This window comes from Caulobacter sp. LjRoot300 (genome assembly GCF_964253875.1).
Classification (GTDB): Bacteria; Pseudomonadota; Alphaproteobacteria; order Caulobacterales; family Caulobacteraceae; genus Caulobacter.
In genome coordinates, this window is sequence record NZ_CAXUSA020000009.1 from 18,544 (window position 1) to 42,241 (window position 23,698).

Consider the following 23,698-nt stretch of genomic DNA (forward strand, 5'->3'; position numbering starts at 1 on the left):
CGCCGACGGGACGAGCGTTCGCGCCCTAGACCTTCATGTCCAGGAGGGCGCCCATCATCTCGTCGGCGGTCTTGGCGACGGCGGCGTTGGCCTTGAAGTCGGTCTTGGCCGAGACCTGTTCGACGGCCTCGTGGGCCAGGTCGACCTTCTGCTCGGCCTGGCTCTGCTCCAGGCCCCAGGCGGCGGTGCGCTGGGCGCTGGCGCTGAGTCGATCGGCGGCGGCGAACATGCCGGCGGCGGCGGTGTCGAGAACCTGCACGACGTCTCCCTGGTTGCCGGGTCAATGTCGGGCGCGCCGGTTAATCGGCCCTGAGCAAAGATGGTCAAGTTATGCGGTTAACGGCCTTCGGGACGACGAACGCCGACCGCCGCCCCTCGGACGCGCTGGACCGTGTCTAGACGCTGATATTGACCAACATGCCCGTCAGTTCGCCGGTGACCTGGGCCAGGGCCGCGCCGGCCGAGGCCGTCATCTGGGCGTTGGTCTGGGCCACCGCCAGCGCCGTGAGGTCGGCCGGCGGCGCGCCCTGGGCCTGGGCCGTCCCTGGGCGGGTCGGCTGCGGGGGGCTGGCGGCGGGACGGGCGGCGATCTGCACGGGGTCTTCCTTCGAGGTCGCCGCCAGCCTCGTCCCGAACCCTTAAGTCCGGCTGACCAAAGACCGTAAACGCGGGCCGGCGGTCGGATAACACGTTCTTCCGGCTCGGCTTTTCCGTGAAGATTACAAAACGTTCAGGTCGCGAAATCTCGACAAGCCGCCTTGGTCTGGCCAAGGTTCGCGCTTTCGCGGGCTCGCCCGTCCCTGGAGCCTGCCTTGATGCCGTTTTCCCGTCGCGCCGCCCTCGCCGGCGTCGCCCTGCTGCTGGCCGTCCAGCCCGCCCTCGCCGCGCCCGCCGCCAAGGCCAAGCCCGCCGCCGCGAAGGCCTCCACAAAGGGCCCTGGCTTCACGCCCTCGGCCGACGCCATCAAGGCGCACATGGGCTTCCTGGCCGACGATCTGCTGGAGGGCCGCGAGGCCGGCACGCGCGGCTACGACATCGCCGCCCGCTACGTGGCCTCGCAATATGCGCTGATGCACGTCAAGCCGGCCGGCGACGACGGTTCCTACCTGCAGCAGGTGCCCCTGACGGCGTACCGGGCCGCCAACGAGGGCGGGGTGTCCTACACCGGGGCCGGCGGCAAGTCGGGCGCCCTGGTGTTCGGCGAGGACTACCTGCCGTCGGCCCAGGCCCGCCAGGCCGAGACCAGGATCACCGCCCCGCTGGTCTTCGTGGGCTACGGAATCGTCGCCCCGGAACGCGGCCGCGACGACTATGCGGGCCTGGACGTGAAGGGCAAGATCGTCGTCGTCCTCAGCGGCGCCCCCTCGGGCCTGCAGACCGAGATCCGCGCCCACTACAGCAACACCAACGTCAAGCGGGCCGAGGCCGCCCGGCGCGGCGCGGTCGGGGTGCTGACCCTGCCGACCACCAGCTACGAAAAGCGCCGCCCGTTCGCGCGCAACGTCGGCAGCTACCAGGAATGGAAGATGACCTGGAACGACGCCCAGGGCGCAGCCTATGTGCGCGGGGCCGAGGCGCCGGGCCTGGCCAGCCTGAGCCTGAAGGGCGGCGCCAAGCTGTTCGCCGGCGCGCCGACCAGCCTGGACGAGGTGCTGGCCGTGGCCGAGACTCCGGACGGACTGGTCAAGGGTTTCGCCCTGCCCGCCAACGTCACCGTCCAGTTGAAGAGCGAGATCGAGAAGCGCCAGAGCAGCAACGTGGTCGGGCTGATCGAGGGCTCGGACCCGACGCTGAAGGCCCAGACCGTCATCCTGTCGGCCCACCTGGACCACCTGGGGATCCACGGCAAGGACGCCGACAAGATCAACAACGGCGCCCTGGACAACGCCTCGGGCGTGGCCACCCTGCTGGAGGTGGCGCGCGGCTTCAAGGAAGCCCGGACCAAGCCCAGGCGCTCGATCGTGCTGCTGGTGGTCACGGCCGAGGAGAAGGGCCTGATCGGCTCGGAATATTTCGCCCACAACCCGACCGTGCCGATGGCCGGCATCGCCGCCGACGTCAATCTGGACATGCCGATCCTGCTGTACGACTTCCAGGACGTGGTGGCCTTCGGCGCCGACCGCTCGTCGATCGGCCCGGCGGTGGCTCGCGCCGCCGGCCGCGTCGGCATCGGCCTGTCGCCCGATCCGCTGCCGGAGGAGGGGCTGTTCACCCGCTCGGACCACTATCGCTTCGTCGAGCAGGGCGTGCCGTCGGTGTTCCTGATGACCGGCTTCAAGAACGGCGGCGAGAAGGGCTTCAAGGACTTCCTGGCCACCCACTACCACAAGCCCAATGACGACCTGAACCAGCCGATCGACTACCAGGCGGGGGCCCGCTTCGCCCTGGTCAACTACGAGATCGCCCGCGAACTGGCCGACGCCCCGGCCCGGCCGTCCTGGAACAAGGGCGATTTCTTCGGGACCCTGTTCGGGAAGTAGTAGGGGTTGGGGACAGGCGCATGCGCCTGTCCCCGTCAGCCGCGCCGTCCCGCCTTGACCCCGCGCCCGCCCGGCGCGATCTAGACGGGCCCAATCAGCCGGAGACGGGACGAGTGATAAGCGTGGGAAACCTGCTGAGGATCGGCCTGGTCGTTCCGGCGGTCATGGTGGCCGACGTCCTGCTGGCCCAGCACCTGTTCCCCGGCTTCAGGCCCGGCGCCCAGTTCATCAGCGAGCTCGGCGGCCCGGCCGCGCCCAATCCGGCGATCTTCAATATCGGCATGATCCTGGCCGGCCTGGCTGGGATCGCGGCCGGGGCCGGCTTCACCCAGGCCCTGGAGCATGCCGGCGGACGCCGCCAGGTCTCGGCCTTCGCGGGACTGTGGGTGGCGATGACCGGCCTGGGGGCGCTGTTCGCCGGCCTGTTCCACTGGCCCGACCCGATGCACCGCGCCTGCGGCGTGGGCCTGGCCATCCAGTTCGCCCCGCTGTTCACCGCCTGGGCCCTGTGGGGCAGGCCGGCGCACCGACGGCTGGCGCGCTTCTCGCTGGGCTGGTTCTTCTTCCTGCTGCTGGTCCTGGCCCTGCTGACGGGCGTGTGGAACGTGCGGACAGGCAACGACGTCGGCTTCTGGCAGCGCGGCCATGCCTTCCTGGGCCTGCTATGGCTGGCGATCGCCGCCTTCTGCCTGGACCGCCACTGGCGGGCCCGCGACCTGCCGGCCGCTCCGATCGACGGCGAACCGACCGCCGAACCCGACTACGCCCCCGCCGCCTCGTAGGTGACGATCAGGTCGTCGGAGGCCAGGGCGTCGCCCTTCAGCGCGTTGACCAGGTCGGCCAGCGGCGTCTTCTCGTCGAACGGCAGGCGCTCGACCAGGGCGAAGATCTGGAAATGATAGTGGTGCACGCCGTGCCCGACCGGCGGGCGCGGACCGAACCAGCCGACCGCGCCATTGTCGTTGACGCCCTGGGTCGCGCCGCCGATCAGGCCCAGGCTGGCCTCGTTCGGCAGGCCTTCGGGCAGGCTGGTCGCCTCGCCGGGAATGTTCCAGATCAGCCAGTGCACGAACGGCCGCTCGCGGGGCGCGTCCGGATCCTCGACGATGATCGCATAGGCCCCCGCCCCGGCGACCGAGGTCCAGATCAGGGGCGGCGAGAGGTTGTCGTGATAGGCGCTGTGGCGGTCGGCCAAGCGGCCGTTGGGGTCGGTCGCGGGGGTGGTCAGGATCAGGCTGCTCTCACCGAACGGCTGGACCTTCTGCATGGTGATCGCCGCGCCGGAATGGTCGGGGGCATGGGTTTGAGGCATGGGACGACTCCTGGCTGTGGGAGCTAAACCCGCCCGCCGTCCGCAAGGTTCACGGCCCAGGTCTGGCGGGACCTGGACAGCGCCTCACCGCTGGATCGCCTATCGCCTATCGCCAGGCGTAGTTGAAGCTGAGGCTGATCCGCTCGGCCTTGGCGGCGTTGGCCGGCACCTCGTGGCGCAGCCAGCTTTCCCACATCAGCACCGCGCCCGGCTGGGGCTGGACATAGACGAAGGTCTGGCGGTCCTCCGGCGCGTCGGCCTGGCGGGTCGGGGCGGCCATCATCAGCGGCAGGCGCGGGTCCTCCAGCTTCAGGGCCGAGGCGCCCGGCGGGGTGGCGACATAGACCGTGCCCGACAGCACGCTGTGGGGATGGATGTGGCCGCTGTGGGCGCCGCCGGGCTTGAGGATGTTGATCCACAGGCTGTCCATCACCAGCCGCCCGCCGGCCAGTTCCAGGTTCAGGTCCTTGGCGAAGGCGGCGGCGTGCTTGTCGAGCTTCTTCTTGAGGTCGGCGAACAGGCTGTCGCGCTGCGGCAGGTCGTCGAGCGAGGCGTAGGAGGTGTAGCCGCTGTAGCCCTTCTCCCTGGCCCAGGCCTTGCCCGCCCGGTCCTCGGCGGCGATGGCGCGACAGGCGTCCTCCAATTGGGCGTTGAAGGCCTCGAAGCCCTTGTCGGCGGCGAGGCTGCCCTCATAGAGGTGGGTGACGAAGAGCGGGCGCAGGGTCATGGCGGGGGTCATACCGCCCCGCCGCGTTGACGACAAACGCCGACGGGCGGATGATCGGGTCATGGCCGACGGCGGACTGACCCTGACGATCGATGAAGCGCTGGCCCAGCGCTTGAAGGCGCGCGCCGATGCGGTGGGCCAGAGCGTCGAGGAATACGCGCGCCGAGCGCTGGACGCCGTCGCGCAAAAAGGTCCTCAGGCTGAGGAAATGGACCGCATCTGTGCGGAAACTCTGCGTGACGGCGGCGTCCCTTGGGAAGAGTTTGAAGCTCGCCTGCTCAGCACCCGGCGCTCGCCCGCCGGATGAGAATTATCGTCTCGCGTCGGGCCATGGCCGACGTGGATCGGCTGGAGCGTTGGTTGTGGGAGCGGGACTTCGCGTTCGCCGATGGACTTGGCCCAACTCTACTCGACGCCACACGCGGCCTGTCATCGTTTCCTGAGCGGGGCGTGAAGGGCGAGGATGGCGATTACCGCGAAATCTTCGCGACCTTCCACTCGAACACTTACGTTATTCGTTATCAGGTCGAGGACGACACCGTGATCATCGGTCGCATCTTCCACAGCCTCGAAGATCGCTGAACCGACCAGACTCGCCTATATGTCGGACGTGACCGATACGACCGCCGACATCCCCCCCGCCAACGCCCTCAAGGGCGCCGCCCTGATCAAGGACGAGGTTTCGCGCCTGCCCGACGCGCCCGGCGTCTACCGGATGATCGGCGACAACGACGAAGTCCTCTATGTCGGCAAGGCCAAGAGCCTGAAAAAACGGGTCGTCCAGTACGCCCAGGGCCGCTTCCACACCAACCGCATCGCCCACATGGTCGACGCCACGCGGTCGATGGAGTTCGTCACCACCCGCACCGAAGCCGACGCCCTGCTGCTCGAGATCAACCTGATCAAGTCGCTGAAGCCGCGCTTCAACGTGCTGCTGCGCGACGACAAGAGCTTTCCCGAGATCATGATCCGCCGCGACCACGACGCGCCGCAGCTGCGCAAGCATCGCGGGGCCCACACGATCAAGGGCGACTATTTCGGGCCGTTCGCCAGCGCCGGGGCGGTCAACCGCACGCTCAACACCCTGCAGAAGGCCTTCCTGCTGCGCTCGTGCAGCGACAGCGTCTACGAGACCCGCTCGCGGCCCTGCATGTTGCACCAGATCAAGCGCTGCGCCGCCCCCTGCACCGGCCTGATCGGCAAGGACGACTACCAGGCCCTGGTCGACCAGGCCGAGGCTTTCTTGAGGGGGAAGTCCCGCGCTGTGATGGCCCTGATCGCCCAGCAGATGGAAGCCGCCGCCGAGGACCTGGAGTTCGAACGCGCCGCCCGCCTGCGCGACCGCATCCGCGCCCTGGCCTCGGTGGCCCAGGAGAGCCAGATCAATCCCGAGACGGTGGAGGAGGCCGACGTCGTCGCCCTGCATGTCGAAGGGGGCCAGGCCTGCGTGCAGGTGTTCTTCTTCCGGGCCGGCCAGAACTGGGGCAACCGCGCCTACTTCCCGCGCGTCACCGGCAACGCCGAGGAGGAGGACGAGACCGCCACCGAGGAGCAGCGGATCCTCACCGCGTTCCTCGGCCAATTCTACGACGACAAGCCGATCCCGCGGCTGATCCTGACCAATCTGGAACCGGCCGACCGCGAGCTGCTGGCCGAGGCCTTCTGCCTGAAGAGCGGCCGCAAGGTCGAGATCAGCACACCCAAGCGGGGCGAGAAGGCAGACTTGGTCGGTCACGCCCTGACCAACGCCAAGGAAGCCCTGGGCCGCAAGATGGCCGAGGGCTCGGCCCAGACCAAGCTGCTGGCCGGCGTCTGCGAGGCGTTCGGCCTGGAGGCCCCGCCCGAGCGGATCGAGGTCTATGACAACAGCCACATCCAGGGCACCAACGCCGTCGGCGGCATGGTCGTGGCCGGGCCCGAGGGCTTCATGAAGGGCCAGTACCGCAAGTTCAACATCCGCTCGACCGAGCTGACGCCGGGCGACGACTACGGGATGATGAAGGAGGTCCTGCGCCGCCGCTTCGCCCGCCTGGTCAAGGAAGAGGAGGAGGGCGACAGCTCGGCCCGTCCCGACCTGGTGCTGGTCGACGGCGGCAAGGGCCAGTTGGACGCGGCGCTGGAGGTCATGGCCGACCTCGGCGTCGACGACATCGCCGTGGTCGGCGTGGCCAAGGGCCCGGACCGCGACGCGGGGCTGGAGCGGTTCTTCATGCCGGACAAGACGCCGTTCATGCTCGAGCCCAAGTCGCCGGTGCTCTACTATCTGCAGCGCCTGCGCGACGAGGCCCACCGCTTCGCGATCGGCGCCCACCGCACCCGCCGCTCGATGGACCTGAAGAAGAACCCGCTCGACGAGATCGAGGGCGTCGGCCCCGGTCGCAAGAAGGCCCTGCTGCACGCCTTCGGCTCGGCCAAGGGCGTGGCGCGGGCCGGGGTCGAGGACCTGATGAAGGTCGACGGCGTCAGTCAGCCGCTGGCCGAGCGGATCCATGCCTTTTTCCGCAAGAGTTGAGAAAACACGGCGACGCCATTTACTTCCCAGGCGTGTGACGACAACAGTGCAATCCTGGGACGGCGTTGTTTTCCGCCCAGGCTTGCCGAGTGCGTCATGATTGTTGCGTCCCCTCAGTCCGCGCCCGCCCGGCACATGTGCCTGTCCCCAATCGCAGTCGCTGAAGACCCCTACTCCCGCGCCGCCAGCTCCAGCCAGTCGAACTCCTCCTCCAGCGCCCGATAGGCGTCGTCGCCGATCTCGCCGCGCCGGCGCAGGTCGGCGATGGCCGTGCGCGACACCGCCACCACCCGGCGGCGCAAGGCGTTCTCGGCGGAGTCGCGAGCGTCGGCGCCCTTGCGGGTCTGGTCCAGCGCATCGCCCAGTTCCCGCCGCAGCGCCTCCGCGGCGTCGGACTCGTCGCCGTCCAGCTCGGCCAGGGCGGCCTTCAGCGCCTTGGCGCGGGCCAGTTTCAGCTCCTTGCGCACGGGATCGTCGTCGGGCAGGCGCAGGACGCGCAGCAGCGGCTTCAGGGTCAGGCCCTGGACGACCAGCGTGCCCAGCACCACCGCGAAGGCGGCCAGCAGGATGAAGTCGCGATAGGGAAAGCCCTCGGGCAGGGCCAGGGCGGCGGCCAGGGTGACCATGCCGCGCATCCCGCACCACGCGATCGCCAACCCGCCGCGCGCCGTGGGCGGGGCCATGCTGGAGCGGGCGACATGGACGCCGAACAGCCGGTTCTTCAGCCGCACCGCGCCGTTGTAGCTCATCACCCAGGCGATCCGCACGGCGATCACCGCGGCCAGGATCACCAGCGCGGCGCGCGCGTAGTCGACCCGCTCCTGATGCGACAGGCCCTCCAGGATGGGGCGAAGCTGTAGACCGATCAGGGTGAAGGCCAGGACGTTCAGCACCACCGTCACCGACTCCCAGACCGCGAAGGACGGGATGCGCAACCGCGCCGACAGCTGCGCGCCCGGGCGCCAGGCGATGGTCACGCCGTAGACGACGATGGTCACCACCCCCGACAGCCCCAGCCGCTCGGCCAGGATCCACACCCCGAAGGTCGTGACGAACTGGACGATCACCGAACTGGGCACGTCGGTGATGCGGTGGAAGAACAGGCCGGTCAGCCGCGCCAGGCCATAGCCGGCCACCACGCTGCCCACCGCCACCAGGGCCAGGGTCGGGGCCGCGTGGGCCAGGCTGAAACCGCCGCCGACCGCCCCCACCGCCAGGCGGTAGATCAGCAGGGCCGAGGCGTCGTTCAGCAGGCTCTCGCCTTCCAGGATCTTGAGGATCCGGTGCGGCGGCTGGACCTGGCGCAGCACGGCCAGGGCCGCCACGGCGTCCGGCGGCGCGACGATGGCCCCCAGGGCGATGGCCGCCGGCCAGGGCATGTCCGGAAACAGCAGCCGCGCCACCCAGGCCACGCCCAGGGTGGTCAAGCCCACGGCAACCAGCACCAGCGACGAGACTGGCCGCCAGTTGTCCTTCAGGTCGCGCAGCGAGGAGTCGTAGGCCGCGTCGAGCAGGACCGGGGCGATGAACAGGGCCAGGATCAGTTCCGGCTCCAGGTCCAACCGGGGCGCGCCGGGAACCAGGGCCACCGCCGCCCCGCCCAGGGCCAGCAGGGCCGGATACGGAACCCCGATCCGCCGGGCCAGACCTGACAGCAGCACCGCGCCCAGCAGCAGGGCCAGGATCCACTCGAAGATCAGCATGGGGGTAGGGTCGCCGCTGGCGCGCGACTTGGCAAACGCTAAGCGCGCCGTTCCCCGCCGGAGTCTTTCCGCGCTTGACGGGCGAAGCCGGGGCGGGGGCGGCCCTTATTCCTCGGCAATATCCAGCTTCTACTCGTTCAATATCTTAGGATCGCTGGAGATCTGATGAAGGTAATGCAAGCGGGCCGGCGAACCCTTGTCGTACTTGTACAATTGTTTCGTCTGGTCGCGGCTGAGCGCGAACGGCGCATAGCCCTTCTCCACCAGGCAGTCCTTGATCAACCTCTGGACGATTTTCGCCCGCTTCGGTAACGTTGGCCTTCCCTGGGGGCGTCGATGCGTGGGTCGCGGATCATCCTGTCAGCGCTGGCGGCGCTGGCCTTGCTGTCGCTGGGCTCCACCGCGCGCGCCGCCGCGTGCGAGCAGCGCTCGCCAACGGTGTTCCTCATCCGGGGCGCGACCGACCGGGCCATGGCCGACTGCGTGGCCGCCAGGCTGAGGCCAACCACCACCGAACTCGTGGTCGACAGTCAGGGAGGACCGGTCGACGCCGCCCTCGACATCGCCGAGAAGCTCTCGACCTTGCGCGATCTCACGATCCGGATCGACGGCCAGTGCTCTTCTTCCTGCGCCAACTATGTCCTGCCGCTGGGACGGCGGCTGGCGGTGGGCCGGCAGGCGATCATCATGCTGCACGGCGGCTTTGACGGCGCCTTCGTCGCCAAGGCGACGCCCGACGAACGCGCGGCGGTCCAAGCGCTGGCCGAGCGGCAGACAGCCTTCGCCCGGGCACGCCAGATCCCGCCCGGTTGGCTGCTCTACCGTACCGCCGAGGCGCCGCGCCGCATCGACGGTTTGGACGGCGCCTTCCGCTGGCCCGATCCGGACCCTCTGTACTACCTGGCCGAGGCGCCGCTGCTGCGCAGTTGCCTGCCGTGGCTCGACGTCGATGCCTACGACGCTTGGCTGAAGACCCAGATGACCCCCGACCGCATGGCCCGCCTGAAAAAGAACCGCATCCAGGCCACGGGGACGATCGTGTGCAACGGGCAGCGCTGGTAGGGGGCGGCCGACGCCTAGAGCAGACCTGGCGAAGTTCTGGAACGGGGTCGGAAGCGGCCGCGGGGCGGCCCATGAATCGACGCCGAGAAGGTCGCCTGGCGCCCCTACTCCACCGCGAACTTCAGCCCCGCCGCCGCCTGCAGCCGCTCCACCAGCTTGCCCCGCAGCGCCGCGCCGGGCGTCCAGATCCCGCCCGCCACCTCCGGCGTGTCAACCAGGCACCGCGCCGTCTCGGCGATCATCTTGCTGGTCGAGCCGTAGCCCGGGTCCTTGTCGCCCTTGACGCTGGCGCGGACCTGGCGGCCGTCTTCGGCGATGGCGACGAACAGCAGGTCGTAGAAGCCGGCCTCGCGCTCGGCCTTGCTGGGGCCCTCGCCGGGCTTGGGACCGCCCTCGGCGCCCATCGCGGCGTTGGCGGCGGCGACGATCCTGGCCGCGGACTCGCCCGCCTCGCCGGAGCCCGTCAGCACCATCTCGTCATAGACGAAGTCCGCGCCATAGGGCTGGCCCATCAGCCAGTTGGAGCGGTGAACATTGCGGGTGTTGATGGCCGCCATCACGAACGGGGCGGTCCAGGCGTCCAGGTCGTCGTCATGGGCCACGGCCGCGCCGTGCGGCTGCTTGGGGCCGGCGAAGTCGGGGGTCAAGGCGAAGGGGTCCTTCAGGCGCTCCAACACCCGCGGATCTCGGGCCGCCGCGGCCATCGTGGCCTTCAGGCTGGCGGCGGTGCCGCCCGAGAAGCCGCCGCGCATGGCCCGCACCCGGCCCTTGACCCGGGCGACGGGCGCGCCGAACCGCCGGGCCGCCTCCTGCTGCGCGAACCAGACGCCCAGTTCGAACGGGATGGAGTCGAAGCCGCAGGAGAACACGATCCGCGCCCCGCTGGCCTTGGCCGCCGCCTCGTGGGCGTCGATCATCTGGCGCATCCAGGCCGGCTCGCCGCACAGGTCCAGATAGTCGGTCCCGGCCTCGGCGCAAGCGGCCACCAGGTCGGAGCCGTAGAGCTGGTAGGGGCCGACGGTGGTCAGCACCGCCTTGGTCCGCGCCACCATGGCCCGCAGCGAGGCCGGGTCGTCGGCGTCGGCGACGATCAGCGGCGTGTCGGAGGCCGCGCCGATCTCGTCACGCACGGCGGCCAGCTTGTCGGCGCCGCGGCCGGACATCGCCCACTTGGCTTCAGGATGATGCCTGGCGAAATGCTCGGCCACCAGCCGACCGGTGAAGCCGGTCGCGCCGTGGACGATGACGTCGAATTCCGCCCCGGACTTGGTTGTGGGGTTCATGGATGAGCCTCCCGAGATCTTATCGTTGGAGGCAGAGTGGCGCGGATGGGCGGTCGAGGCAAACGGCTGTTTGACGTCAGCGCACGGAGACCACTCTCAAAACCGTTGTCATCCCGGAAGCCTCGCAGAGGCTGTCCGGGACCCAGGGGACTGGGCCAAAGCGGAGCAGTTGCCCTGGGTCCCGGACAAGCGCTGCGCGCTTTCCGGGATGACAACCTTATAGGTTAGCCCCCGCCTTCGGCTTCAGCGCCAGCAGCCCCACGAAGCTCAGCCCCGCCGCCACCGCCAGATAGAGCCCCACCGGGACCAGGCCGCCCCGGTTGGCCAGGGCCTGGGCGATGGTTGGGGCCAGGCCGCCGCCCAGGATGCCGCCGAGGTTGAAGGCCGCCGAGGCGCCGGTGTAGCGCACCCGGGCCGGGAACAGGTCGGGCAGGAAGGCGCCCAGCGGCCCGTAGACAAAGCCCATGACCAGCAGGCCGATCGCCAGGAAGGCGCCGATGGTCGGCAGCGAGCCGGCCACCATCATCAGCGGCAGCAGGATTCCGACCCCGACGGTCATGGCGCAGCCGGCCATCAGCACCCGGCGCGGGCTGGCGGCGTCGGCCCAGTAGCCGGCCACGACGATGCCGCCGGCCATGAACAGGATGCCGATCAGCTGGGCGCTCAGCATGGCCGTGCGGCCATAGCCCAGGTCCTTGGCGCCGTAGCCCAGCGCGAAAGCGGTCATCAGGTAATAGACGGCGAAGCAGCAGACGGCCGCCAGCGTCCCGCAGAGGGTGGCCTTCCAGTGGTCGCGCAGCAGCTCGCCCAGCGGCACGGCCGGCGGGGCCTCGTGGGCGATGGCGGCGGCGAAGTCGGGGGTCTCGGTCAGCTTCAGCCGAACCCACAGCCCCACCCCGACCAGGGCCGCGCTGCCCAGGAACGGCAGGCGCCAGCCCCAGGCCTGGAACTGGTCCGGCGTCAGGACCAGGCCCAGGATCAGGAACAGGCCGTTGGCCGCGATGAAGCCGACCGGCGCGCCCAGCTGCGGGAACATGCCGAACCGCGCGCGCCAGCCGGGGGGCGCGTTCTCGACGGCCAGCAAGGCCGCCCCGCCCCACTCGCCGCCCAGGCCGAAGCCCTGGCCGAACCGCAGCAGGCACAGCAGGGCCGGCGCCAGCCAGCCGGCCGTGGCGTAGGTGGGCAGGAAGGCGATCGCCAGGGTCGAGCCGCCCATCAGCAGCAGCGAGGCCACCAGGGTCGACTTGCGTCCGATCCGGTCCCCGAAGTGGCCGAAGGCCACGGCGCCAAGAGGACGGGCCAGGAACGCCACGCCCAGGCTGGCGAAGGCGGCCATCTGCTGCAGGCTGGCCGACTTGGACGGGAAGAACAGCTGGCCGAACACCAGCGAGGCGGCGGTGGCGTAGATGTAGAAGTCGTAGAACTCCACCGCCGTGCCCACCAGGCTGGCGGCCAGCACGCGGCGGTTGGAATTGGTCGCGGTCGGTTGGTCGGTATTGGCCATGACGCCCTCGAAGAACTTGGCCATGGCTTGGCGGGCGGAAAGCGTCTCGTCAACCGGTAGAGAGAAAAACGACCCCGCTCAGCGAGGTCGCCCGCCGCCGGCGAGCGATTTCGTTCTGCGGATCGATGTCTGCGGACAGGATATTGCGCCGGACAGACATCTCACCCTTCCAGCAAACGCACCCGGCCCGCCAGGTCCGGCGCCGTCTGCGCGATCGTCCAGAAGCGCCGATCGGCGGTCACCACCTGGGTTTGCTCGCGCACCGCCAGGGCGAGATAGAGGCAATCATAGACCGGATGACCCAGCCGCTGGGCCAGGGCCGCGGCCATGGACAGGTCGTCCTCGATCGGGATCGAGGTCACCGGCGCGTTGAACAGTTCGGAGAGCCGCTCCTCGGCCTCGCCGGCGCTGAGTTCGCCGCGCAGATTGCGCCGCCACAGGGCGTTGGCCGCCTCCAGCAGCCACAGGGACGGCGCGATCAGGTCCTCGTCGAGCAAGGCGTCGGCGGCGTCCTGGCCGGGCTCGGCCAACACCCATTTCAACGCCACCGAGGCGTCGATGACCAGCGTCACCGGGCGTCGCGATCCAGTCGGATCAGATCGGCCGACTCCCCGACGATCCGGCCTTGGGTCTGTTCCCGCAGAGACGCGGCGCGCTCGCGAAAGGCGGCGCGTCCCGCCTTGAGGGCGGCTTCCAGGATCAGGCGGTGCTCCGCCTCGGCGCTGCGGCCATGGGCGGCCGCCCGGCGCTTGAGCGCTTCGACGACGTCACGCGGAACGTCACGGACGAGGAGCTGGGCCATGCAGCGATGATATCACTTGATAGCTCGCCCAGCAATCGCCCCATAGCCCTTCGTCGCTTTCATGCGTTAGAACCTCCGCCATGAAAGCCCTGCCCAACATCCTGACCTCCGCCCGCCTGGTCATCGCCCTGTTCATGTTCGTGGCCCTGGCCGCGGCGGCCGGCGGGGTGCCGTGGCTGAGCGACCAGCTGGGCGTGGACCAGCAGATGTCGCTGCAGCGCTGGGCGTTCTGGGCGTTCGTGGTGGCGGCGGTGACCGACTTCTTCGACGGCTGGCTGGCCCGCAAGCTGGACGCGGTCAGCATCTGGGGCGCGATCCTCGACCCGATCGGCGACAAGATCCTGGTCTGCGGCGCCCTGCTGGGCCTGATGGCCCTGGGCCCCAACCCGATGGTGATCCTGCCGGCCGGCCTGATCCTGTTCCGCGAGTTCGCCGTCAGCGCCCTGCGCGAGGTCGGCGCCGGCAAGGGCGTCAAGCTGCCCGTCACCCTGCTGGCCAAGTGGAAGACCGCCCTGCAGCTGGTGGCGATCGGGGCCGAAATGGTCCTGGCCTCGTGGTCGGCCTTCCATCTGCCGACCGACCCGACGGTGGTCGGTCCCGCCACCGTCGCCATCCACGCCCTGCTGTGGGCGGCCGCCGCCGTGACGCTGATCACCGGCGCGCAGTATTGGGAAGCGGCGCGGAAGGCGCTGGTTTAGGGGTTTCGGAAAACCCCCTCCCCCCGTGGGGGAGGCGGCCGAAGGCCGGTGGGGGGAGTTTCAGGATGGAGAGCCCGGGGTGCGGCCACCTGCCGATCACTCCCCCCTCCGTCGGCTTCGCCGACACCTCCCCCACAGGGGGAGGATCTAGGGAGCCGTCATTCCGCCGCCAGCAGGGACGCCTGCGGCTCGTCGTCCTCGATCGTTTCGGGGTCGCGCAGAAGCCATTCGGCGTCGGGCGCCTCGCGCCCCGCCCGGGTGCGTTCCGCCCGCATCATCAGGGCCAGCCAGCCGCTGCCCGCCGTCAGAAACACCATGATCGCCTCCGAAGCGCTCCGTCGTTGTTGAGAATGACTATCAACAACGACGGACGCAAGGCGTCTTTGCGGCGTTCGTGGCTTCAGGCCGCTTCGACCGCGGCGGCCTTGCGCTTGGCGGCGGTGGCGCCGCGCTTCTTGGTCGCCGCCTCCAGGGTGACCTGTCGACGCTTGGAGGCTTCCAGTTCCAGAACGGGCAGGACCTCCGTCGCGGCCAGGCGCTGGGCGGGCGTGCCCACGATGTCCAGGCGACGGGCGTTGGCCAGAAGCGTGACCAGCTCCTGGTCGTTCAGCAGAGGAATCCGCTCGATCAGGGTCATGGTGCACTCCTCGGAAAACAAAAACTCCCGCGGTAGCGCGAGAATTAGCTTAACGTTCAAGGCGCCGCCTAGGGTCCAAAACTATTTGCGTTTTAAGTCGATTCACGAATTCACTTGCCGAGAGCCTCCATGCGGGTCATGGTGGATTATCGAAATTCGCTGACGTTCGGCCTGCTTTTCCATGCTCTCCTTAACGAGAGCGCCGGACGCGCCCACCGACCCCCAACGAAATTTGATCGTCGCGCGGAACGACTCCGCCGACGAATATTGACTACAAGGACTACCACTATGGCTACCGGCACCGTGAAATGGTTCAACGGCACCAAGGGCTTCGGCTTCATCCAACCTGACGACGGCGGCGCTGACGTGTTCGTGCACATCTCGGCCGTTGAACGCGCCGGTCTGCGCGGCCTGGACGAAGGTCAGAAGATCACCTACGAACTCGAGCGCGACAACCGCTCGGGCAAGATGTCGGCGGGCCAACTGCAGGCTTAATCGCCTCACGCTCACGAGATTTGGAATGGGTCGGCGCCTGGCGCCGGCCCATTTTTCTTGCGCGCTCCCCTGGGGCGCGTAACAGGGTCCGCAGGTTTCGGCAGCGAGCCCCGTCAGCGCCATGCGTCCAGCCCGCCTCTTCGCCCTCGTCCTGGCCGCCCTGAGCCTGTGCGCCTGCGGGTCGCTGTCGCGCCCGGCCTTCCAGGCCAGCGATCTGGCCGGACCGCCGCCCAAGGGCCTGGCCGACATCCGCTTCAACGCCAGCGACAAGGACGCCGCCGTCCGGTTCGGCGATCCGGCCCGCAAGCGCGCCCTGGCCCAGCACACCTTCGACGTGCTGGCCCTGTCGGGCGGCGGCTCGAACGGGGCCTATGGGGCCGGGGTGCTGGTCGGCTGGACCAAGCGCGGCGAGCGGCCCGAGTTCGACATCGTCACCGGCGTCTCGACCGGCGCCCTGACGGCCCCGTTCGCCTTCCTCGGCTCCAGTTGGGACGATCGCCTGACGGAGGCCTATACCGGCAAGGCGGCCGGCCGGATCCTCAAGCCGCGCGGCCTGGGCGTGCTGTTCCACCCCAGCTTCTACAGCAGCGCGGCCCTGCGCCAGCTGGTCGACGGCTATGTCACCGACGACATGCTGCAGGCCATCGTCGCCGAACACCGGCGCGGACGGCGCCTGCTGATCGCCACCACCAACCTGGACACCGAGGAGACGGTGATCTGGGACATGGGGGCGATCGCCAGCCGCGGCGACGAAGCCTCCAGGGAGCTGTTCAAGCGGGTGCTGGTCGCCTCGGCCAGCATCCCCGGCGTCTTCCCCCCCGCTCTGATCGAGATCGAGGGCAAGGGCCGCGCGCTGTCGGAGATGCATGTCGACGGCGGGGTCACCATCCCGTTCTTCGTGGCCCCCGAGTCGCTGCTGCTGTGGACCGCCGCCAGGAACTCGGTGCGGCCGGGACGGATGTACGTGATCGTCAACGGCAAGGTCGACGGCAGTTTCGGCTTCACCAAGGGCGGGGCCCTGTCGATCGTCGGCCGCTCGTGGGACGCCATGAGCAAGGCCCTGATGCGCACCCACCTGGCGGCCAGCTACGGCTTCGCCCGGCGCAACGGCGGCCAGCTGTTCTACAGCGCCATCCCCGACAGCGCCGACGCCGACACCTCGGGCCTGGATTTCGACGCCAAGAACCGCGAGGCCCTGTTCCGGCTGGGCCGCGAGCGGGCCGAGGCCGGCTGGGCCTGGGCCTTGCCGGACGATCCGAACGGACCTCTCGAACCCCCGCGCGACGTGCCGCCGGTCATCCCCGCCCCGCCGTCGATCAGCGGTCGCTGAACCTGGCCGGGGACAGGCGCATGCGCCTGTCCCCGGACGCGGCCCGACTCCAGGGTTGCGCCAACCCGACTCCCTCTCTAAACGGGCGGCTTAACCTGCAAGATGGTCGGCAGCGGGCGCGCGGATGTGCGCGACCGTGTCTCTGCGCGCGAGTTTTCTGATGCCCAAAAGAACAGACATCTCCTCGATCCTGATCATCGGCGCGGGTCCGATCGTCATCGGCCAGGCGTGCGAGTTCGACTATTCGGGCGTCCAGGCCTGCAAGGCGCTGCGGGCCGAGGGCTACCGGATCATCCTGGTCAACTCGAACCCCGCCACGATCATGACCGACCCGGACGTGGCCGACGCGACCTATATCGAGCCGATCACCCCGGACATGGTCGCCAAGATCATCGCCAAGGAGCGGCCCGACGCCCTGCTGCCGACCATGGGCGGCCAGACGGCGCTGAACACCGCCCTGGCGCTCGAGGCCAACGGCACCCTGGCCAAGTACGGCGTCGAGATGATCGGCGCCAAGGCCGAGGTCATCGACAAGGCCGAGGACCGCCAGAAGTTCCGCGACGCCATGGACAAGCTGGGCCTGGAAAGCCCCAAGTCCAAGGCCGCCCACACGCTGGAAGAGGCCCGCGACGGCCTGGAGTTCGTCGGCCTGCCGGCCATCATCCGCCCGTCCTTCACCCTGGCCGGCACCGGCGGCGGCATCGCCTACAATGTCGAGGAATTCGAGGAGATCGTCGCCCGGGGCCTGGATCTCTCCCCCACGACCGAAGTCCTGATCGAGGAAAGCGTCCTGGGCTGGAAGGAATACGAGATGGAGGTGGTCCGCGACACGGCGGACAACTGCATCATCGTCTGCTCGATCGAGAACATCGACCCGATGGGGGTCCACACCGGCGACTCGATCACCGTCGCCCCGGCCCTGACCCTGACCGACAAGGAATACCAGTGGATGCGCGCGGCCTCGATCGCCGTGCTGCGCGAGATCGGCGTCGAGACCGGCGGGTCGAACGTCCAGTTCGCGGTCAACCCGGCGGACGGCCGGATGGTGGTGATCGAGATGAACCCGCGGGTGTCGCGCTCGTCGGCCCTGGCGTCGAAGGCCACCGGCTTTCCGATCGCCAAGGTCGCCGCCCGCCTGGCCGTCGGCTACACGCTCGATGAGCTGAAGAACGACATCACCGGCGGCGCGACCCCGGCCTCGTTCGAGCCCAGCATCGACTATGTGGTCACCAAGATCCCGCGCTTCGCCTTCGAGAAGTATCCGGGCAGCGAGCCGCTGCTGACCACGGCCATGAAGTCGGTCGGCGAGGTGATGGCCATCGGCCGCACGTTCAAGGAAAGCGTCCAGAAGGCCCTGCGCGGCCTGGAGACCGGCCTCAACGGCTTCGACGAGGTCGAGATCCACGGCGCCGATGACCCGGACACCGGCCGCGCGGCGGTGATCCGCGCCCTGGGCACCCCGACCCCGGACCGCCTGCGCGTCATCGCCCAGGCCTTCCGCCACGGCCTGACGGTCGAGGAGGTCAACGCCGCCTGCAGCTACGAGCCGTGGTTCCTGCGCCAGATCGCCGAGCTGGTGCGCCAGGAGGGCTGGGTCCGGGCCGGCGGCCTGCCGACCGACGCGCAAGGGTTCCGCGCCCTGAAGGCCCAGGGCTTCTCCGACGCCCGCCTGGCCAAGCTGACCGGCGGCGCCGAGGGCGATGTCCGCAAGGCCCGCCAGGCCCTGGGCGTCCGCCCGGTGTTCAAGCGCATCGACAGCTGCGCCGGCGAGTTCGCGGCCACCACGCCCTACATGTACTCCACCTACGAGACCGGCGCCCTGGGCCAGGTTCCGGAGTGCGAAAGCCTGCCGTCCGACCGCAAGAAGGCGGTGATCCTGGGCGGCGGCCCCAACCGGATCGGCCAGGGCATCGAGTTCGACTACTGCTGCTGCCACGCCGCCTTCGCCCTGGACCAGATCGGCGTCGAGTCGATCATGGTCAACTGCAACCCCGAGACCGTCTCCACCGACTACGACACCTCCGACCGCCTGTACTTCGAGCCGCTGACGGCCGAGGACGTGCTGGAGCTGCTGGCGGTCGAACAGTCCAGGGGCGAACTGGCCGGGGTCATCGTCCAGTTCGGCGGCCAGACGCCGCTGAAGCTGGCCCAGGCGCTGCAGGACGCGGGCATCCCGATCCTGGGCACCAGCCCCGACGCCATCGACCTGGCCGAGGACCGCGAGCGCTTCCAGCAGCTGCTGAACGGCCTGGACATCGCCCAGCCCGAGAACGCCATCGCCCGCACCTGGGACGAGGCCCGGGCCGAAGGCGACAAGATCGGCTTCCCGTTCGTGATGCGTCCGTCCTACGTGCTGGGCGGCCGCGGCATGGAGATCATCCGCGACCACGAGCACCTGGAGCGTTACATCGCCAACACCGGCGAGATCTCGTTCGAGCACCCGATCCTGCTGGACCACTATCTGAGCCGCGCCACCGAGGTGGACGTCGACGCCCTGTGCGACGGCACCGACGTGTTCGTGGCCGGGGTGCTGGAGCACATCGAGGAAGCCGGCGTGCACTCGGGCGACAGCGCCTGCTCGATGCCGCCCTTCTCGCTCAGCGCCGCCACGGTGGAGGAGCTGAAGCGCCAGACCGTGAAGATGGCCCTGGCCCTGAACGTCCGCGGCCTGATGAACGTGCAGTTCGCCATCGAGGAGCCGCACTCGGAAAACCCGCGCATCTACGTGCTGGAGGTCAATCCCCGCGCCTCGCGCACCGTGCCGTTCGTGGCCAAGACGATTGGGCAGCCCGTCGCGGCGATCGCCGCCAAGATCATGGCCGGCGAGACCCTGGCCAGCTTCGGCCTGAAGGACGTCCCCTACGACCACATCGCGGTCAAGGAAGCGGTCTTCCCGTTCGCCCGCTTCGCCGGCGTCGACACGGTGCTGGGTCCGGAGATGCGCTCGACCGGCGAGGTCATGGGCCTGGACTGGATCCGCGAGGGCGAACAGGGCCTTGGCCCGGCCTTCGCCCGCGCCTTCGCCAAGAGCCAGCTGGGCGGCGGGGTCAACCTGCCGACCTCGGGGACCGCGTTCGTCTCGGTCAAGGAAAGCGACCGCCCGTGGATCGTCGAGCCGGTGAAGCTGCTGCAGGCGGCGGGCTTCAAGGTGCTGTCGACCGTCGGCACGCGCGGCTACCTGGCCGAGCAGGGCGTCGAGGTCGAGCTGGTCAAGAAGGTGCTGGAAGGCCGGCCGCACATCGTCGACGTGATGAAGAACGGCGGCGTGCAGTTGGTGTTCAACACCACCGAGGGCAAGCAGGCGCTGGAGGACAGCTTCGAGATCCGCCGCACGGCGCTGATGATGAAGGTGCCCTACTACACCACCAGCGCCGGCGCCCTGGCCGCCGCCCAGGCCATCTCCTCGGCCCCCGCCGAGGCGCTGGAAGTGCGGCCGCTGCAGAGCTACCAGTAGAAGTTATCCACAGGGCTGCTCTCTTGTAGCTCGTCATCCCGGGCCTCGTGCCCGGGACCCCTGGTTCAGCTCGCACGTGAAGCGCCTTGGCGCGCCGGCGCGCCACTCATCCGCACCTGCGGCGGACTGAGGGGTCCCGGGCACGAGGCCCGGGATGACGGTGGCGAGGTGGGCTGAAGGTCGTCTATCCCCGCTCCCGCCGAACCGCGTGCGGGGACATGCACTTGTGCGTGTCCCCAAACTCATCCGCCAAATTCACCCCGCAAGTCGCAAGGCGAAGCCCGCCGCGCCCCGATGGGGACACGCACAAGTGCATGTCCCCGGCTGGGTCAGCCGGCGTCTATCCCCGCTCCCGCCAATCACGACCTCAACGAATCCAACGCCCTACACAAAAACGTACGTTTCCGATCCCCACCCTCCAGGACGGCCGCACACTAGCGGCATGACCCAAGCTCAAGACATCCCCACCTGGTGCGCCGCCTTCCAGCTCAAGCTGATGGCCGCCCTCGACGCGGCCTGGAAGACCATCGAGGCCGCCACCGATCCCGCCGTCATCCGCCAGGCCCGCGACAAGGTGAAAGCCGTCGGCGAACTGGTCGCCATGGCCCGCAAGGTCGCCCTGATCGTGCCGACGCCGCGCGGCAAGCCACCGCTGGCCGAAACGGCCGCCGCGGGCCTGCACGCAGCCCAAGGCGTGGCGAACGTCAGCGCGATGATCATGGCCTCGCGGCCGGCGGCCGACCCGGCGGCCCCAGTGTCCGCTCAGGCCGAACATACCCGCCGCGCGCTGGACAAACTGAAGGGCGGCCGACGCGGACGGTTGTGAGGACCATCCTCCCACCTTTCGGCGTCGCCGCTGGCGTCCTTCGCCAGCGGATGGGAGCTTTCAGAAGGCGGACGTTCGAGAGTCTGGGAAGTGGTTGTCGGACACGCCGTGCGTCCTTCGAGGCCCGCTGCGCGGGCGCCTCAGGATGAGGACCTTTGTGCTGAATTCCTCATCCTGAGGTGCGCGCTCCTGAGCGCGCCTCGAAGGACGCATGGCGCTCCGCAACGGGGTCGAAAACGGAACCACCACCTCAGCCCCGATTGAGCCCCGTCCCGGCAAGGACTAAGCCTTGCCCCATGACCGCCCCTCTCTATACCGACGCCGAAATCGCCGACCTCGCCGCCCGCCTGCTCGACCACAGCCTGCCCAAGGCCCAGTGGACGCACGCCGCGCACATGGTCGCCACCCTGCGCCTGGTCCGTACGCGGAACGAAGGCCTGGAGCGCGACATGCCGCGTATCATCCAGACCTACAACGTGGCGGTCGGCGGGGTGAACGATGACCATAACGGCTATCACGAGACCATCACCCAGGCCTATCTGGCCGCCATCCGCGCCTTCGTCGCCGCCCTGCCTGGGGGAACCTCCGACAGCGAGGCCGCCGCGCGGCTGCTGGCCACGCCGACGGGCGACAAGGCCTGGCCGCTGAGCTTCTGGTCGCGCGAGCGGCTGTTCAGCGTCGCGGCCCGGCGCGGCTGGGTCGAGCCGGACCTGAAGCCGCTGGAGGCGCCGCCGCTCCACCGGGTGGACGCCTCGGCGTGACGGCCCTGGCGGCGCTGGTCCTGGGCGTCCTGAACCTGGCGACCTTCCTGGTCTTCGGCTGGGACAAGCTGGCCGCCGTCCAGGGCCGGTCGCGGATTCCCGAGCGCCTGCTGCTGGTCCTGGCCGCCCTGGGCGGCAGCGTCGGCGCCCTGGTCGCCCGGCCGGTGTTCCGCCACAAGACCCGCAAGCAGCCGTTCGGCGGCTGGCTGACGCTGATCGTGTTCGTGCAGGTCGTGGCGATCGTCGCCGGCCTGGCGCTCTGGTGGGCGCGCCGCCACAGCCGATAAGGACAAGACCATCGAACCCATCGCCGTCCAAGGTGTTCAAGGTTGCAAACCCCGAGCACCAAGGATCGGCGATGACGCGAACGGCCGCCCACCTCATCGCCGAGACCCTGGAAGCGGCCGGCGTCAAGCGCGTCTACGGCGTGGCCGGCGACTCGCTCAACGGCTTCACAGACGCCCTGAGGGCGCGTGGAAAGATCGACTGGGTCCATGTGCGGCACGAGGAGGCGGCGGCCTTCGCCGCCGGGGCCGAGGCCCAGCTGACCGGCCAGGTCGCCGTCTGCGCCGGCAGCTGCGGTCCCGGCAACCTGCACCTGATCAACGGCCTGTTCGACGCCCAGCGTAGCGGCGCCCCCGTGCTGGCGATCGCCGCCCATATCCCCAGCACCGAGATCGGCATCGACTACTTCCAGGCCACCCATCCCGAGAGCCTGTTCAAGGACTGCAGCCACTATGTCGAGCTGGTCTCCCAGCCGGAGAACCTGCCGCAGGTGCTGGAGCGGGCCCTGCGCGTGGCCATCGCCCGCAAGGGCGTGGCGGTGGTGGTGATCTCGGGCGACGTGGCGCTGCGGCCGCTGGACGCGACGCCGCCGACCTGGATCGCCCCGTCCCCGCCCCGGCTGGTCCCGCCCGAGCGCGACGTCGCCGCCCTGGCCGACATCCTCAACGGGTCCCAGCGCATCACCCTGCTGTGCGGCATTGGCTGCGCCGGCGCCCGCGAGCAGGTGCTGGCCCTGGCCGAGGCCCTGAAGGCCCCGATCGTCCACGCCCTGCGCGGCAAGGAGTCCATCGAGCACGACAATCCCTATGACGTGGGCATGACCGGCTTCATCGGCTTCTCGTCGGGCTATGCGGCCATGAAGGCGTGCGACACCCTGATGATCCTGGGCTCGGGCTTTCCCTACCGCCAGTTCTATCCGGACAAGGCCCGGGTGGCGCAGGTCGACGTCAGTCCCGAGGCCCTGGGCAACCGTTGCCGCATCGATCTGGGCGTGCTGGGCGACGTGGGCGAGACGCTGGACGCCCTGCTGCCCCGGCTGGCCGTCAAGACCGACCGCCGCTTCCTGGACAAGGCCCTCGCGCACTACGCCAAGGCCCGCGAGGGGCTGGACGCCCTGGCCGCGATCACGCCGGGCGCCACCCAGATCCATCCCCAGCAGGTGTCGCGGATGGTCAGCGACCTGGCGGCCCAGGACGCGATCTTCACCTGCGACGTCGGCACGCCCACCGTCTGGGCCGCGCGCTACCTGAAACTGAACGGCCGCCGGCGGCTGCTGGGCTCGTTCAACCACGGCTCGATGGCCAATGCGATGCTGCAGGCGATCGGGGCCCAGGCGGCCTTTCCGGACCGGCAGGTGGTGTCGATGTCCGGCGACGGCGGCTTCTCGATGATGATGGGCGACTTCATCAGCCTGTCGCAGTTGGGCCTGCCGGTGAAGGTGATCGTGCTCAACAACGGTACGCTGGGCTTCGTGGAGATGGAGATGAAGGCCGGCGGCTTCCTGGACACCGCCGTCGACCTGGTCAATCCCGACTTCGCCGCCATGGCCCAGGCCATGGGCGTGAAGGCCTTCCGCGTGGAGCGCCCGCAGGCCCTGGAGGCCGCCGTCGCCGCGGCCTTCGCCCATCCCGGGCCGGCCCTGGTCGATGTGGTCAGCGCCCGCCAGGAACTGGTCATGCCGCCCCGGATCGCCGCCCGCGAGGCCGGCAACTTCGGCGTCTTCGCGCTGAAGGCGGTGCTGGACGGCCGGGCGGGCGAGCTGATCGACCTGGCCAAGGTCAACCTGCTGCGGTGACGGCTTTTCCCTGACGGATATGGCCCTTGACG

At 69.5% G+C, this 23,698-nt stretch carries 25 protein-coding genes; 14 read left to right on the forward strand and 11 right to left on the reverse strand.

Annotated features, from left to right (window positions below):
• Positions 1-25 precede the first annotated feature (25 nt).
• Positions 26-259: a flagellar basal body rod C-terminal domain-containing protein gene (locus ACSQ2G_RS21985; RefSeq protein WP_436034514.1), complete on the reverse strand. Its 234-nt coding sequence runs from the start codon at positions 257-259 to the stop codon at positions 26-28.
• A gap of 136 nt (positions 260-395) precedes the next feature.
• Positions 396-596 (reverse strand): hypothetical protein, encoded by a 201-nt coding sequence (locus ACSQ2G_RS21990; RefSeq protein ID WP_436034515.1) that lies wholly within the window; start codon positions 594-596, stop codon positions 396-398.
• A gap of 219 nt (positions 597-815) precedes the next feature.
• Between ACSQ2G_RS21990 and ACSQ2G_RS21995 the strand changes: the two genes are divergently transcribed.
• Both ACSQ2G_RS21995 and ACSQ2G_RS22000 read left to right on the forward strand, forming a co-directional pair.
• Positions 816-2,480, forward strand: coding sequence for a M20/M25/M40 family metallo-hydrolase (locus tag ACSQ2G_RS21995; RefSeq protein ID WP_436034516.1), 1,665 nt, complete (start codon positions 816-818; stop codon positions 2,478-2,480).
• Positions 2,481-2,593: 113 nt separating this feature from the next.
• Complete coding sequence (locus ACSQ2G_RS22000) at positions 2,594-3,262, forward strand: DUF998 domain-containing protein (RefSeq protein WP_436034517.1); 669 nt, start codon at positions 2,594-2,596, stop codon at positions 3,260-3,262.
• Here the strand turns inward: ACSQ2G_RS22000 and ACSQ2G_RS22005 are convergent.
• Positions 3,241-3,792, reverse strand: coding sequence for a YbhB/YbcL family Raf kinase inhibitor-like protein (locus tag ACSQ2G_RS22005; RefSeq protein ID WP_436034518.1), 552 nt, complete (start codon positions 3,790-3,792; stop codon positions 3,241-3,243). The two genes, ACSQ2G_RS22000 and ACSQ2G_RS22005, sit on opposite strands and share 22 nt — an antisense overlap.
• 106 nt (positions 3,793-3,898) lie before the next feature.
• Positions 3,899-4,519, reverse strand: a complete 621-nt coding sequence (locus ACSQ2G_RS22010; RefSeq protein WP_436034519.1) for a TIGR02466 family protein — start codon at positions 4,517-4,519, stop codon at positions 3,899-3,901.
• A gap of 61 nt (positions 4,520-4,580) precedes the next feature.
• Between ACSQ2G_RS22010 and ACSQ2G_RS22015 the strand changes: the two genes are divergently transcribed.
• From ACSQ2G_RS22015 to uvrC, 3 genes are read left to right on the forward strand one after another with little or no spacing between them, the layout of a single operon-like run.
• The gene (locus tag ACSQ2G_RS22015) at positions 4,581-4,826 is read left to right on the forward strand and encodes a FitA-like ribbon-helix-helix domain-containing protein (protein WP_436034520.1); all 246 of its coding nucleotides are present in this window, start codon (positions 4,581-4,583) and stop codon (positions 4,824-4,826) included.
• Positions 4,823-5,101: a type II toxin-antitoxin system RelE/ParE family toxin gene (locus ACSQ2G_RS22020; protein WP_436034521.1), complete on the forward strand. Its 279-nt coding sequence runs from the start codon at positions 4,823-4,825 to the stop codon at positions 5,099-5,101. Before ACSQ2G_RS22015 ends, ACSQ2G_RS22020 begins: the two co-directional genes overlap by 4 nt.
• Positions 5,102-5,120: 19 nt before the next feature.
• On the forward strand, positions 5,121-7,031 hold the full coding sequence (gene uvrC / locus ACSQ2G_RS22025; protein ID WP_436034522.1) for an excinuclease ABC subunit UvrC: 1,911 nt from the start codon (positions 5,121-5,123) through the stop codon (positions 7,029-7,031).
• 170 nt (positions 7,032-7,201) lie between these two features.
• Here the strand turns inward: uvrC and ACSQ2G_RS22030 are convergent, their stop codons facing one another.
• The gene (locus ACSQ2G_RS22030; protein WP_436034523.1) at positions 7,202-8,734 is read right to left on the reverse strand and encodes a cation:proton antiporter; all 1,533 of its coding nucleotides are present in this window, start codon (positions 8,732-8,734) and stop codon (positions 7,202-7,204) included.
• A gap of 336 nt (positions 8,735-9,070) precedes the next feature.
• Between ACSQ2G_RS22030 and ACSQ2G_RS22035 the strand changes: the two genes are divergently transcribed.
• Positions 9,071-9,796, forward strand: a complete 726-nt coding sequence (locus tag ACSQ2G_RS22035; protein ID WP_436034524.1) for a hypothetical protein — start codon at positions 9,071-9,073, stop codon at positions 9,794-9,796.
• A gap of 104 nt (positions 9,797-9,900) precedes the next feature.
• Here the strand turns inward: ACSQ2G_RS22035 and ACSQ2G_RS22040 are convergent, their stop codons facing one another.
• The 4 genes from ACSQ2G_RS22040 to ACSQ2G_RS22055 form a co-directional block, all read right to left on the reverse strand.
• The gene (locus ACSQ2G_RS22040) at positions 9,901-11,079 is read right to left on the reverse strand and encodes a saccharopine dehydrogenase family protein (protein ID WP_436034525.1); all 1,179 of its coding nucleotides are present in this window, start codon (positions 11,077-11,079) and stop codon (positions 9,901-9,903) included.
• Between the two features lie 217 nt (positions 11,080-11,296).
• Positions 11,297-12,583, reverse strand: coding sequence for an MFS transporter (locus ACSQ2G_RS22045; protein WP_436034587.1), 1,287 nt, complete (start codon positions 12,581-12,583; stop codon positions 11,297-11,299).
• Positions 12,584-12,744: 161 nt separating this feature from the next.
• Positions 12,745-13,155 carry a type II toxin-antitoxin system VapC family toxin gene (locus ACSQ2G_RS22050; protein WP_436034526.1) on the reverse strand — a complete coding sequence of 137 codons (411 nt, stop codon included), beginning with the start codon at positions 13,153-13,155 and terminating at the stop codon, positions 12,745-12,747.
• Positions 13,152-13,385: a FitA-like ribbon-helix-helix domain-containing protein gene (locus ACSQ2G_RS22055; RefSeq protein ID WP_310085613.1), complete on the reverse strand. Its 234-nt coding sequence runs from the start codon at positions 13,383-13,385 to the stop codon at positions 13,152-13,154. Before ACSQ2G_RS22055 ends, ACSQ2G_RS22050 begins: the two co-directional genes overlap by 4 nt.
• Before the next feature lie 80 nt (positions 13,386-13,465).
• Here ACSQ2G_RS22055 and pgsA point away from each other — a divergent pair, with 80 nt between their 5' ends.
• Positions 13,466-14,083: a CDP-diacylglycerol--glycerol-3-phosphate 3-phosphatidyltransferase gene (gene pgsA / locus ACSQ2G_RS22060; RefSeq protein ID WP_436034527.1), complete on the forward strand. Its 618-nt coding sequence runs from the start codon at positions 13,466-13,468 to the stop codon at positions 14,081-14,083.
• Positions 14,084-14,241: 158 nt separating this feature from the next.
• On the opposite strand, the gene ACSQ2G_RS22065 is transcribed toward pgsA, so the two are convergent.
• Both ACSQ2G_RS22065 and ACSQ2G_RS22070 read right to left on the reverse strand, forming a co-directional pair.
• A complete protein-coding gene (locus ACSQ2G_RS22065; protein ID WP_436034528.1) occupies positions 14,242-14,400 on the reverse strand; it encodes a hypothetical protein in 159 nt (52 codons plus the stop codon).
• 83 nt (positions 14,401-14,483) lie between these two features.
• Positions 14,484-14,720: a hypothetical protein gene (locus ACSQ2G_RS22070; RefSeq protein WP_436034529.1), complete on the reverse strand. Its 237-nt coding sequence runs from the start codon at positions 14,718-14,720 to the stop codon at positions 14,484-14,486.
• A 288-nt stretch (positions 14,721-15,008) separates the two neighbouring features.
• Between ACSQ2G_RS22070 and ACSQ2G_RS22075 the strand changes: the two genes are divergently transcribed.
• From ACSQ2G_RS22075 to poxB, 7 genes are all read left to right on the forward strand, one after another.
• Complete coding sequence (locus ACSQ2G_RS22075) at positions 15,009-15,215, forward strand: cold-shock protein (RefSeq protein ID WP_007666377.1); 207 nt, start codon at positions 15,009-15,011, stop codon at positions 15,213-15,215.
• 121 nt (positions 15,216-15,336) lie between these two features.
• A complete protein-coding gene (locus ACSQ2G_RS22080; RefSeq protein ID WP_436034530.1) occupies positions 15,337-16,545 on the forward strand; it encodes a patatin-like phospholipase family protein in 1,209 nt (402 codons plus the stop codon).
• Positions 16,546-16,705: 160 nt separating this feature from the next.
• A complete protein-coding gene (gene carB / locus ACSQ2G_RS22085) occupies positions 16,706-19,999 on the forward strand; it encodes a carbamoyl-phosphate synthase large subunit (RefSeq protein WP_436034531.1) in 3,294 nt (1,097 codons plus the stop codon).
• 442 nt (positions 20,000-20,441) lie between these two features.
• The gene (locus tag ACSQ2G_RS22090; protein WP_436034532.1) at positions 20,442-20,825 is read left to right on the forward strand and encodes a hypothetical protein; all 384 of its coding nucleotides are present in this window, start codon (positions 20,442-20,444) and stop codon (positions 20,823-20,825) included.
• Between the two features lie 296 nt (positions 20,826-21,121).
• Positions 21,122-21,586 (forward strand): hypothetical protein, encoded by a 465-nt coding sequence (locus tag ACSQ2G_RS22095; RefSeq protein WP_436034533.1) that lies wholly within the window; start codon positions 21,122-21,124, stop codon positions 21,584-21,586.
• A complete protein-coding gene (locus tag ACSQ2G_RS22100) occupies positions 21,583-21,873 on the forward strand; it encodes a DUF1294 domain-containing protein (RefSeq protein WP_436034534.1) in 291 nt (96 codons plus the stop codon). Before ACSQ2G_RS22095 ends, ACSQ2G_RS22100 begins: the two co-directional genes overlap by 4 nt.
• Positions 21,874-21,944: 71 nt before the next feature.
• Entirely contained in the window at positions 21,945-23,666 is a 1,722-nt protein-coding gene (gene poxB / locus ACSQ2G_RS22105; protein WP_436034535.1) for a ubiquinone-dependent pyruvate dehydrogenase, read from the forward strand.
• Positions 23,667-23,698 lie beyond the last annotated feature (32 nt).